This window comes from Mycolicibacterium fluoranthenivorans (assembly GCF_011758805.1).
Lineage (GTDB): Bacteria > Actinomycetota > Actinomycetes > Mycobacteriales > Mycobacteriaceae > Mycobacterium > Mycobacterium fluoranthenivorans.
Genome location: NZ_JAANOW010000002.1, coordinates 445,327 through 457,372, shown reverse-complemented (window position 1 = coordinate 457,372; position 12,046 = coordinate 445,327). Strand labels below are relative to the sequence as shown.

The 12,046-nt window shown below is 65.6% G+C and carries 13 protein-coding genes; 12 read left to right on the top strand and 1 reads right to left on the bottom strand.

The features are described 5' to 3' along the window. The first annotated feature begins 132 nt into the window (after window positions 1–132). The 11 genes from FHU31_RS31890 (at window position 133) to FHU31_RS20180 (ending at window position 9,772) form a co-directional block, all read left to right on the top strand. Window positions 133–264: a hypothetical protein gene (locus FHU31_RS31890; RefSeq protein ID WP_263987777.1), complete on the top strand. Its 132-nt coding sequence runs from the start codon at window positions 133–135 to the stop codon at window positions 262–264. 220 nt (window positions 265–484) lie between these two features. Next, window positions 485–814 (top strand): hypothetical protein, encoded by a 330-nt coding sequence (locus FHU31_RS20225; protein WP_167161866.1) that lies wholly within the window; start codon window positions 485–487, stop codon window positions 812–814. A gap of 45 nt (window positions 815–859) precedes the next feature. After that, entirely contained in the window at window positions 860–2,632 is a 1,773-nt protein-coding gene (locus FHU31_RS20220; protein WP_167161864.1) for an FAD-dependent monooxygenase, read from the top strand. A 4-nt stretch (window positions 2,633–2,636) separates the two neighbouring features. After that, window positions 2,637–3,113: a hypothetical protein gene (locus tag FHU31_RS20215; protein WP_167161862.1), complete on the top strand. Its 477-nt coding sequence runs from the start codon at window positions 2,637–2,639 to the stop codon at window positions 3,111–3,113. Window positions 3,114–3,178: 65 nt separating this feature from the next. Beyond that, the gene (locus FHU31_RS20210) at window positions 3,179–4,480 is read left to right on the top strand and encodes a cytochrome P450 (RefSeq protein WP_167161860.1); all 1,302 of its coding nucleotides are present in this window, start codon (window positions 3,179–3,181) and stop codon (window positions 4,478–4,480) included. Further along, the gene (locus FHU31_RS20205) at window positions 4,480–5,091 is read left to right on the top strand and encodes a carboxymuconolactone decarboxylase family protein (protein ID WP_167161858.1); all 612 of its coding nucleotides are present in this window, start codon (window positions 4,480–4,482) and stop codon (window positions 5,089–5,091) included. The genes FHU31_RS20210 and FHU31_RS20205 overlap by 1 nt, the downstream gene beginning before the upstream one ends. Beyond that, on the top strand, window positions 5,088–6,464 hold the full coding sequence (locus tag FHU31_RS32075; RefSeq protein WP_167161856.1) for a GMC oxidoreductase: 1,377 nt from the start codon (window positions 5,088–5,090) through the stop codon (window positions 6,462–6,464). The genes FHU31_RS20205 and FHU31_RS32075 overlap by 4 nt, the downstream gene beginning before the upstream one ends. Continuing rightward, on the top strand, window positions 6,461–6,916 hold the full coding sequence (locus FHU31_RS20195; protein WP_167161854.1) for a hypothetical protein: 456 nt from the start codon (window positions 6,461–6,463) through the stop codon (window positions 6,914–6,916). The genes FHU31_RS32075 and FHU31_RS20195 overlap by 4 nt, the downstream gene beginning before the upstream one ends. Continuing rightward, window positions 6,913–7,578, top strand: coding sequence for a VOC family protein (locus FHU31_RS20190; RefSeq protein ID WP_167161852.1), 666 nt, complete (start codon window positions 6,913–6,915; stop codon window positions 7,576–7,578). Before FHU31_RS20195 ends, FHU31_RS20190 begins: the two co-directional genes overlap by 4 nt. After that, window positions 7,563–8,501, top strand: a complete 939-nt coding sequence (locus FHU31_RS20185) for a fumarylacetoacetate hydrolase family protein (RefSeq protein ID WP_167161850.1) — start codon at window positions 7,563–7,565, stop codon at window positions 8,499–8,501. Before FHU31_RS20190 ends, FHU31_RS20185 begins: the two co-directional genes overlap by 16 nt. A 119-nt stretch (window positions 8,502–8,620) precedes the next feature. Next, complete coding sequence (locus FHU31_RS20180; protein ID WP_167161848.1) at window positions 8,621–9,772, top strand: hypothetical protein; 1,152 nt, start codon at window positions 8,621–8,623, stop codon at window positions 9,770–9,772. An 81-nt stretch (window positions 9,773–9,853) separates the two neighbouring features. Here FHU31_RS20180 and FHU31_RS20175 read toward each other — a convergent pair whose 3' ends face one another. Then, window positions 9,854–11,098, bottom strand: a complete 1,245-nt coding sequence (locus FHU31_RS20175) for a hypothetical protein (protein ID WP_167162883.1) — start codon at window positions 11,096–11,098, stop codon at window positions 9,854–9,856. A 254-nt stretch (window positions 11,099–11,352) separates the two neighbouring features. Between FHU31_RS20175 and FHU31_RS20170 the strand changes: the two genes are divergently transcribed. Further along, entirely contained in the window at window positions 11,353–11,994 is a 642-nt protein-coding gene (locus tag FHU31_RS20170; RefSeq protein WP_167161846.1) for a TetR/AcrR family transcriptional regulator, read from the top strand. The last annotated feature ends 52 nt before the right edge of the window (window positions 11,995–12,046 follow it).

Genomic DNA, 12,046 nt, shown 5'->3' with positions numbered 1-12,046 from the left:
GCACGACCCTGGGGATGCCAGTGTCTAGGGGTCTCGCTTCGATAACCGAAGGCTATCGATATCGACACGTCGCGTGATTCACCGAAAAAGACTCGCACTCGCGACTTCTGGTGATCATCGAGGTCCGCCGCGGTGATAGCGTGCCTCCCGCGGTATCTGGATCAGGTGCATGCGCGTTACGACACGATGGAACGCTATGTGGCAGAAGGCCCGGTGTTGGATGCCATCACCATCGCAGCGCGCAAGAAGAAGTTGACCGAGTGACGAGTTCACCTCCATAGCCGGCGGTGTACGCTCTCGAACTCCGTGTTGTCTCACGGAGCGCTGAACTGCGACAGTCCGAGGCGTCGCACGAGTGTGGGTCACTCATCGAGCGCACCCCAATCCACCTCTTCGACCGGACAGTTTTACGGACACGTCTGGTTAGGCAGAGTGCGCTGAACCCGAACTTCGACAGTTGCTCTTAGATCCGAGGTCTACCGGGATGCTCCGCTCCACCCCTGCATTCCTCCAGCCCCACACTGCGGCCGAACTGGTGGAGCTCTCTGACGGCTGGATGCCCGAAGAATCGGTGGCTCTGTCCTTCACCTGGCTGTCGCACAGCCCGGTGAAGGACAGTCGAAGCGCAGACAGGGTCGTTCGAAAGCCGTCGCTACTTCTGCAGGGGCGCAAAACGAACGACGCAGAACGAACACTGTCCGGCGGGATGAACACCACTCGGCAACTGGAGTTCGCGCTGCCCGACACCTCACCGGGTTGGCACTTGGATAGTCGGGGCTGCGAAAAAGCCCTGCGCGATCGCCTCATCTGGTAGAACAGATAGATCACTTTGTTCTACTAGATTGGCAAGGGGGGGTGCATGCCGGCCCAGTGGGACGTAGTCATCGTGGGAGCCGGGCCCGTCGGCGCGACAATGGCACTCCTACTCGCCGACCACGGAATTCCCACGCTCGTGGTCGACCGCCGTACGCGACCGCAGACCCATCCGGCAGCGCATGTCCTGTCGACGCGATCGCTCGAGATCTGGCGTCAACTCGGACTGGAGCGGGAGATCCGGCGCCTCAGCGCTCCGATTCACGAACTTCGAACGATCAGCTACTGCACGACATTGGCGGGGCCCGCGCTCGGCGAAGTGCCCGTACTGGACCTTTCCGCAGAGGATGTCGCTGCCGTCGAGTCGATCAGTCCTACCCGCGCCGTGCACCTTCCCCAGAATTTCCTGGAGGATCTGATGTGGGATCGACTGCGCGACCATGCCCTGGTCGATTTCAGGCCGGGATGGACGCATGTCGGCCAATGCGACAGCGCCACCGATATCTTCGTGTCGCTGACGCATGCCGACGGTGCACATACAGTCGCGACGCGATATCTCATCGGGGCCGACGGCGCGGGCAGCTCGGTACGGCGGGAACTAGGCATCGGTATGGCCGGACCGGTGCTCCAGCACATGGTCAGCGTGCATTTTGCGGCGAACCTCGAGCGATTCTACCGCAACAGGAGGGGGCCGGTGCTGTGGACACACACGCCAAAGGGACTGGGCACCTTCATCATTCATCGACCTCCGGATGAGCTGGTATTCCAGATTCCCTACTTCCCACCAATCGAATCGCCTGACGAGTTCACTCCAGAGGTGTGCGCACGACATATCGGCAACGCCATCGGTGACCGGTCCGTCGACATAGCCGTCAAGTCGATCCAGTCGTGGGCCATGACGGCACAGATCGCCGACAGCTACCAATCCGGGGCCACCTTCCTCGTCGGCGACGCAGCTCATCGCTTCCCACCCACCGGGGGGCGCGGTCTCAACACAGGTGTCGCCGATGCACACAACCTCGCCTGGAAACTCGCGTGGGTCCTATCCGGGCGCGCCGACGACGACTTGGTCGACACCTACGCCATCGAACGTCGGCCCCTTGGACGTGCCGCCACCGACGACTCGGTACGGAACTTCGACGGTCTGCTCGACGTACTGAGCGCCTTGGGCTTACCCCGCCGACCTGTTCGGGCGCTACCGGCAGCGCTGGGCAGAGTCCCGCGCTGGTTGCCTCCGCTGCTGGTACGACGGATCGTCGGTCTCGCAATGGCTCTGGGATACCAGCGGTTACGGCTTGCCGCGGCACCAGGTCCGCTGGGACGGCGGGTCCGCCGCCGAACCGCCGCGGCGATAGCGCTCCAGGGTCCGCACTACCGAAGCTGGGGGGCCGATCTCGGCGGCGCATACCGCTCGGGAGCCCTCGTGCCCACCGACTCACCCATTCCGCAGGTCGAACCCGAGTTCTACACTCCGCACTTACACGTCGGCGGCAGGCTGCCGCACGCCTGGATCGACGATGGTCACCGACGGCGTTCGACTTTGGATCTCATCCGACCCGATTGCCCCACGGTGTTCACCACCGCCGATGCCGCGGGAGCCTGGCAAGCGGTGGCACCGCCCGCGGTCGCCGTCGTCGGCATCGCCGACAGCGCGATCTGGAATGGGTTGTGGCAGCTCGATGCTTCCGACGCATTGCTCTTGAGACCCGATCACCACGTCGCCGCCCGCCTACATCTCGACGACCTCGCGGGTCTGCACGGCGCACTCATGTCGATGCGCGTGCGTTCATCCGCCTCCGCCGATCCGACCAGGAAGTGACCGCATGACAGCACTTGTGACGCCGACCCTGCACCTGCTGACCTATCGACCAGAGCCCATGGTCACATGGTGGGCCGCGCTGCTGGGCGTCGAGCAACCCGATCCCCCACGGGCCCGCGTCACCACCTTGAGTGCGCTCACTCTCACCGTCCTCATCGAGCGATCCGACATCGCACTCGACTACCACCGTGAAGCGTGCGGTGTCACCTGGATCGCCGTCGGCCTGCACGACGCGACCGCGTCGTTGACCGTCACACACCGGCTGGCCGTCATCGGTTCCCATCCTCACCGGGCGACGCTGCATCCGGGCTATACCCGTCTGTGGTATCTCGATCCGAACGGCGCCGACGTCGCCCTCGATATCGCCATCGACATGGCCGGCGCTACCCCGGCGGCCGCCACAGGCGACGATCCCTTGTTCCCGGACGAGGTGGATCCCGCCGATGTCCTCGCCCAACTGCGCGAGCGGGCAAGTCGATGACCAGCTCGACTTTCGACCCACTCGACCCCGAGATCCGCCGCCACCCTCATCCCTACTATCGCCGTTTGAACGACGCCCCCGTACAACCGGTGGCCGATCACCCCAATTTCTGGACAGTGGCCGGTTACGAAACCGTCGGCACCGTGCTCCGGGACCCGCTGCTGTACGACGGACAGCCGTTTCCCGACCACGACGTGCCGGTGATGTCGGCGATGCGACCGGAACCGCACAAGCGTGTCCGCAGCGCCGTTCAAGGCATGTTCACCCGGCGCGCACTGGAGCATCTCAGCGAGTTCGTCACCGCGCAGGCGACCCAGCGCACCACCGCACTCGTCGCCCGCGGGGGCGGCGAGTTGATGTCGGAGTGGGCCAATCCGATCCCGCTGAGCGTGATCGCCACCATCTTCGGATTCCCTACGGCTGCAGATGATCTGGCCCGCCTACACCGTTTCGGCGATGCCGCGGTGCGACTGGCCATCCCCTACGGCGGCCCGGGACGCCCCCTACCGCGCGGCCTTAGGGACCGCTGGCGTCTGCTGACCGGCCTGGCCGCCGCGGCACCGGTTGCCGCGCGGCTGGCCTGGCGGCTGCCCAAACACGAGCGAACCCGCCTCGCGCGCATACCCAACCCACTGATCGAGCGCGTCGGCTATCCCCGCACCGGTCTGGCGACTCACCCTCACCTGGCTCGATCGATCATGGATTTCAACCTCGAAGTGCTCGACATCTTCACCGAGCACCTGACCAACGGTGGCGACGCCATCGTCGATGCGCTCGTCGGCCCCTATCGGCGAGGAGAACTCGGCATGGTCGAAATCCTCGCCAGCGCCCTTCAGATCCTGGTCGCCGGCTACGAGACGACTGCGAGCACCCTGGCCAGTGCCGTGCACCGGCTGACCACCGAACCAACACTGATCCCGCGCATCCGCGATGACCAGGAATTTCTCGAAGCCTTCATCGAGGAAGTCCTGCGCCTCGACGCGCCGCTGCAGCGGACACTTCGGCGCACCACGGCACCGACAGAGCTGGGTGGGGTCGAACTTCCCGCCAACGCGCAGCTGATCGTCATGCTCGGCGCGGCCAACGTCGACACCGCCCGCTATCCCGATGCCGAACGCTTCGATCCGCAGCGCCCTGACGTCCATCGTCACCTGGCTTTCGGATCGGGCATCCACACCTGTATCGGTGCACCGCTGGCACGGCTGGAGGCACGGATCGCCCTGCGGGCCTTCGTCGATCGCGTGGACAGTGTCGAGTTGGAGCCGAGTTGCCCTCCGATCCGCTTGGACGACAAGGACGTGGGCATGTGGGGGTTCACAGCTTTGCCGGTGCGGGTGCGGCCGCGAGTGCCGGCCGGAGCATCCTGATGCGCGTCGAATCGCCCAGGACGTTCACCGCCCTCGAACTGCGCGCCTACGCCCGCCGGGTAGCCAAGGACCGCGTGCCGCTGCGGGCCGCGGCTGGGTTGTCGCCACGGCTGCGTGAACAGATCCGGTACGGCGTGTCATTGACGAATCGGTGCCGACACTGTCAGTTGGCCCACGAGACGTGCGCCTTGCACACGGGTGCCAGACCAGCCGAGTTGGCTGCCGTCGTCGGAGGCGCCGCCACAGCCTTCGAACCGGCAGTGTGGACGGCCATCCTGTACGCCCAGGCGCTGGCAGCCAACGACTTCGAGCCCCAACCGGTACTGGAGGCTGCGACCCGCCGCTACTTCGGCGCCACCGAGACGCATCTCGTCGAAGCGACCGCGCTGGAGATGACGGTGGCCAATCGGTGCGGTAACACGTTCGATGCGTTGTTGCGCAGGGTACACGGCTCACCCGATCCGGGGTCGTCGCTGCTCGACGAGCTGGTTGTCTCCGGGGTGTTCCTGGTCGGCGCATTCACATCAGCCGTACGGATCGCGGTGCTGCGTCGTGAGTCACCACACCACGTCTTCGCCGCGCTGTTCTCCCGACCGGGGGCCGTGTCGTGAATCGCTACGACGTGGTGGTCGTGGGAACCGGTTTCGGTGGCGCAGTGACGGGATGCCGACTCGCCCAAGGGGGAATGCGGGTATTGCTGATCGAGCGTGGACCGTGGTGGGGACCAGCGGCACGGGACGTGGCGGCTTCGGTCGGACGGGCACTCCCACGCGGCCCGTGGGGCAGCCGAAAGTTGTTGCGCAATATCCGCTATGCCACCCCGCGTCGCTCACACGATCTACGCCTGAATACCGACGGGCTCTACGAGATACACCGCTTCCCGCGGATGACCGTCCTCGGCGCCAGCGGGGTCGGTGGCGGCTCACACACGTATGCTGCCATCCAGCGCGAACCCAACGCCGATTTCTGGGACTCGCTTCCCTCCGAGATCACCCACGAGGAGATGGCCCCCTACTTCGCCCGGGTCCGCGACATGCAGCGGCCCGAGCCGGTCCCCGCCGCAATCGGCCGCCGCCGGCTGACCGTCGCCATGGGGCAGACCGGGATGACGATGGAACGTCCCGACCTCGCCATCGACCACGCGTCATGCAAGCGGTGCAGCCAGTGCGTGCTGGGGTGTCCGCACGGCGCCAAGACCACGCTGGACCTGACGTACCTGCCTGCCGCGCAGAAGGCCGGTGCCGAGATCTGGCCGTTGTGCGAGGTGGTGGGTCTCACGCCGGACTCCGCCGGGTTCGACGTGTCGTATCATGATCACCGAACCGGCACCACGTCGACTGTGCGAGCGCGCCGGGTGATCGTGGCCGCGGGCACGCTGAACACCGTGCGCCTGCTCTTCGAGGCGCGTAGTCGATCGTTGAACCGGATCGCGCCGCGCCTCGGAAAAGGCTTCTCCGGCAACGCCGACCACCCCCTGGTCCTACGTCGACCCCGGGCCGACAGGGCATCCTCCGGCGTGCTCGTCAACGCTGCCGCCTCCACCGGCGGCGCGTACTACCTGGACGCCGATCTTCCCATCCTCTCCACGGCGTTCCAGCTGCTCGTCGGAATGTGCGACGACAGTTCTCCTGCGGTGTTGCGGCCGGTCAAAGGCGGACTGAGCAGCAACGCCCGTCGTGACCTGGCACCGTCCACCTACCGCCGGATGGACTCGGCGATGGTCGCCGTGCGGACGGCCGGACACCTGCGCGCCGTCGGCGCATCCCGGCGGCTGCTGTCAGCGCATCCCCTTGGCGGTGCGGCGATCTCAGAGACGCCCGGTGGGGGCGTCGTACGACATACCGGCGAAGTCTTCGGGCACCCAGGGTTGTACGTGGCGGACGGGGCGATTCTCCCACGCGCACCCGGCGTACCACCCTCGTTGACCATCGCCGCCTTCGCCGAGCGCATCGCCGACCTCATTCTGCATGAGGAACGCTCATGACACTGACCATGGCGACGGCCGCCTACCGCTTTGCGGCACTGCCCGCTCCTGGAATCGGGGAACCGCAGGGCAGTCAGGTTGCCCGCGCAGTGGCGATACCCGGCATCGGAACGCTACCCGACCCGCTACGTCGGCTGATCCTCGCCGCAGTGAATATCGCCGTGTCGATTATCTACCGCGGTAAAGACTTTCACCATCATCATGGTGTCAACGTCTGGGCGCTGGGCATCCGGTGGGCGCAGTTCGACATCACCCACGACGGCCGACAGACGTTCCTCGTCTACGACGTTCCGACGAACCCTCGCCCGATGCGCCGCATCGTCAGCGAGATCCGCACGCAGACGGCGGAACGCCAGCTGTGCCGCCTGACACTACAACGACGCAGCGGGCGCTGCCGACACATCCTGTACTTCACCCTGGAGCCTCGCATCCACCCAGGAAGGACACTATGAGATCAGCCAGCAAGCCCGGAGTCCTCGTCGGTCCCAACGACCTGCACGAACAACTGCCCCGCCCACACGCGCCGAACCGGCTGGCGCACATCGTGTTCAAAACCCCTCGCCCGCAGGACATGATCGACTGGTACACGCGCACCCTCGACGCCGTGGTGGTGTTCCGCAACAAACGGGTCGCCTTCCTCACGTACGACGAGGAACACCACCGCATCGCCTTCGTGTCCGTGCCCCGAGCCATCCGACTACCCTCACGCGGGTGGAAGCTGCACCGCAAGGTATTCGGGGTCGACCACATCGCCTTCACCTACTCCGGTCTGCAATCCCTTGTCGTGAACTACCGGCGGCTGGCGGATATGGGGATCAACCCGGTCTGGTGCATCAACCACGGCCCCACGACATCGATGTACTACGAAGATCCCGACGGGAATCGGCTGGAACTGCAGGCGGACAACTTCGGCACCAACGAGGAGCTGATGGCGTGGATCGCCGGCGGCGAATTCGAGTCCAATCCGATAGGAGTCGAGTTCGACCCCGACGTGCTGGAACGACTGTTGATGGCCGGACGGCCGCACACCGAGCTGATCCGCCGCGGATCGGCGCCGCCGGATGGGCGCAGACCACGTAGCGGCCTGCGCACAATCCGATGGAAGACGTTGTGAGAAAGTCGATGCGCATCGTCACCTATCTCGATGACCGGCACCGGCCGGGGCCGGGAGCAATCATCGGCGACGACGTGGTCGATCTCCACAGCGGCAACGGCCCGGCGTCCGTGCTCGACCTGATCACCATGCCCGACTGGGAGCAGCGTGTCGCGAAGCTGTGCATCGACGGCCCGCGCTGCCCGCTCGACTCGGTCACGCTGACCGCCCCGATTCCGCACCCACCCACGTTCTTCGCCATCGGCCTCAACGCAAAGGATCATCGTCGCGAGGTCAACCTGCGCTGGCTGCTGCGCGAACCGCGGCTGATCCGCCTAGGCGCAGGCTATCTGCTGGCGCACCCGCGGCCCAAGATTCCCTACTTCTTCACCAAGGCCACTTCGGCGATCGTCGGCCCCGTCGACCCGATCGTCCTGCCGCCCAACGCAACCAAAGTGGACTGGGAAGGCGAACTCGTGGCGGTTGTCGGCACGACGTTGTTCGAGGCATCCGCGGAAGAGGCCGGCGCGGGCATCGCCGGTTACACCATCACCAACGATGTCTCGATCCGGGACATGCAGTTCGACAATCCGACCGCGACGAACCTGGCCAAGAGCTATCCGAGTCACGGACCTCTCGGACCCGCGATCGTGCCGGCCACCGAGCTCGACCTGGAAAGCTGTGAACTGCGCACTTATCTGAACGGAGAGCTGCGCCAACGCGGCCGGATCGGCGATCTCATCCTCAGCCCTGCCGAGATCGTCAGCAAACTCAGTACATTCGTCAGACTCCAACCGGGGGATCACATCGCGTGTGGGACGTTTGCCGGCATCGGCTGGGCAGCGGGGCGCATGTTGCGAGCCGGGGATCGCATCCGGGTCGAGGTCGACGGCATCGGCCACATCGACAACCCCGTGATCAGCTACCCCGGCACGCGCCGATGAAGATTCGTTTCCCCGCTGCCCTTTTCACCACGGTCTTGGCGACAGCGACGCTTCACGGACTCGCGTGGGATCCACTCTCCTCGGCCGAGCCTCCGTCGATCGGCTGCGGCTGGAGTCCTGTGGGCAACACACTTTTCCCCGACTTAGAAGCACGCTACTGGAAAGCCGTCGTCCCGCTTCGCGCCGGCCAACAGATTCGAGTTTCAGGAAAGTTCCCGCATGCCCGCTACATCGCCTACGCACTGCAGGGCCCGGGCGGCTCGGGCGACGCCGTGCACGATGTCGCCATCGCACCCGATGCAGGCTCAACGAATCCGTTCCTCGTCGGTGCTGACCGCAATGCGCCGGCGCGCTCCTACACATTGACCGTGGTGCCCGGCAGTCCGCCCCACTCGGGCCGACCTCCCAACACGCTCTACAGCGGCGAAGGTGCCCTCGCCGAGCATCTCGTCACGGTGATCTACCGAATCTACGACGTCGATGCCGCCGTCGACCCGGTATCCGGCGGTGTCGGCCTGCCGGCCGTGGTCGCCGTCGACGACACCGGCAAGATGACGAACACGTGCGACAACAATCGCGGTGGGGTGACCGCCGGTGCATCTTTCGCTGCGCTGCCTGCCGGCGCGGACCATGGCGCGGGTGCCTTCGGCACCAACCCTCCGTCGTGGCAGAAGTTCGTCAACACCGCCACTGTCTATGCGCAGATCCTGCACAACGACCTGCTCGGTGACGCCCTCTACGACCGGGTCAGCGCGGCGACATCGGGTGGAGCCCCGGGTGGTCTGGGCGCCAACGTCGACAACCAGTACGTCTCGGCACTCGTCAACTCCAACTACGGCAAGGTGCTGGCCTTCACCGGGGCAATGCCGACCCACGCCGATACCTTCCAGGGACAGAGCCCGATGACCGGAGGGCAAGTGCGTTACTGGTCGATGTGCAGCGAGAAGCTCGCCACCACCCAAGCGGTGCAGTGCATTCCCGATCACGCTGTACCGGTGCGCAACGACGGCAGCTTCACGTTGGTGGTCTCGGCGCCCCAGGATCGGCCCCGCAATGCCGAGGAGGCGTGCGGCGTGGCCTGGCTACCGATGGGCACCGCACCCGGAACGGTCCTGATCATGCGCAATATGCTTGCCGACCCAACCTTTGCGCAGAGCATCGGTCGATCCGAGCTCAACCACGAGGCCGGCACAATGGGTGCGTACTATCCACGCGGCCAGTACTTTACCGACGCGGCCGCCTACGAGGCGACCGGATGCAAAGGCCGGTAGCGCACCATTCGCGCTCCCGCCGACAAGTTTGGCCGACGAGAGCCGCCCTGCCGCTGGGCGTCACGGAGGTCGTATCAGAACTCACCGTTGGCCAGCGCAGGCCGGCTCGCCGGGAAAGGGTTCGAATCCCAGCCGGCAGGCAACCGCCGCGACGGCGGTGATGCGTGCCACCGCGTCCGGGTACTCCAGCGCCGGGATCAGCCCCCTATCGATGACCGTCGGCCTGAGCGCCACCGCCTGAAGGTTGAGAACGCCACGCGCTCTGGCGAACTCGACCAACTCGTCGTAGACCTGTGGCAGGGCCGCTTCGGTCGTACGGTCGGCGGCGTCGAGCTGCGCGAAGGGCACGCCCGTCTCGTAGATATGCCGAAGAGCGTGCAGACCCTGGTCGCATTCCGGATTGTCGAGATCCTCGCGGAATCGCTCATCTCCATGGGCGGGAATGACGATCTGCGCGGCGTCGGTGCAACGGTGATGCGAGATGCGATCGGCGAGGACGTGCAGGTAGATGCCGACCCGAGCATCTGCGGCACGCTGACCGCCGCCCACCCACGAGTCGAACTGGTCGGATCGCACCTTGCCGGAGATGATCTGCAGTCCGGTCGATGTCGCGAACGGGATCGCCGCCGGCGCCTCTACTGCGATCACGCCGCGGATTGGCACCGGGTTGGGACCGCCGAAGCAGGTGTCACCGGTCGCGATGTCTCCGCTGGCCGACGGCGTAGTGAATCCACCCGTACACAGGGGGGCGTTACTACCTGGTCCGGCCATCGCCCACCGACGCAGGTGGGTCAGCAGGATCTCGTGTTGCGCATCCCGAGGATTCGGATGCAGGCCGTCCGGCGTCTGGTTGGGCTGGTCCTTGAAGGTCGCCACGAAATGGAACAACAGCCCGCCGGTGTTGAAGTTGGTCCTGACCAACCCGCCGATGTCACTGGTGGTCAAGGCCGCACTGTTGGGTACCGGCTTGCCGTCGGTCCCCTTGGGGCTGAAGCTGCCCAGGTCGGTGGCCTCATCGTAGGCGGCGATCCAGTATGCATCGTCACTGGAGAAGCCCACTGCGCGTGCCATCACATAGGTCGAATCGGAGTGCACGAGACTGCGCCCGCCGCCGGGCCGGGCTGCCGCGACGGTCAGCAAGGCGAGTGCGGCGGTGCGACAGGCTGGCGACGTGGGTTCGGTGAGCGGGCAGATTTTCGGAAGGGACGCGCACGAATCCGCCTTCGACCCCCGGGCCGAATAGCAGACATCCTCGGCGAACGCCCCAGCCTCGCCTGGTGTAACAACGAGCACTGCACTGACGGCCAGAATCACCGCGGACACCATCAGCGCGACCGGACGCGCCGCGGTCACGACACGACGAAACGCGACGAAGTTGAGTATGGACAAGCCAGGGCTCCATTCGCTTGTTGACGCTCAGCCACCCGAGGATACTAGAACAATTATATCAATACGTTCTATCTATAGCGAGGAAAGCTGACGAGTCCGTGCCGAAGAGGACGCGCTGCTACCGTCGACAACTGTGGAGAGCCCCTACAGCGCACCGTCCTCGGGGGGCGTTGCACCCTGGTGGTGGCTAAATGGCTGACGTTGAGCGCTCGCCGAAATACCACGACATCGTGGTTGCGGCCCAAGAGTTGTTCGGCGAGGTCGGCTACGAGAAGACCAGCGTGCGCGAGATCGCCGAGCGCGCCCACATCGCGTTGGGCACGCTCTACAGCCATTTCCCCGACGGGAAGATCGGCGTGCTGAGTGCGGCGATGACTGAACGCGTCGAGCGGCTTACCGCCTTCCTCGCCGACGGTCAGATCGAGGACCCGCTAGCGGCGTTCCTCGACAGAGTCCGCCGGCTCAACAGCGAGATCGTGCGTGACCCGTTCCTGCGTCGAGTGCTCCTTGAACAAGGTCACGTCTACGAGCCGCGGCTACGCGAGCGTGGACAACAACTCGTCGACGCCTTCGGTGCACTCGCCGTTGCGGAGCTGACCCGGCTCACCGAATCCGGTGCCGCCCAGTGCGACGACCCCCAGGCCGTTGCCGTGCTGATTCGCAGCGCCACTGTCGGATGGATCACCGCGAACGCTTCAGGGACCGCAACCGTGTCTCACGACCGGCTGCTTGAGGTCCTCATCGACGCCGTCCAGGCGTTAATCGAACCCCGAAGGTCTCCCACCGGCGTCCGCAGGAAGGGCGGCGCCACCCTGCGTAGCGGGCGGATTTGACGCCAACGGCGACGCGCGAGGGTTCGTCAGAGTATCTGTGCTACCCCGGCGG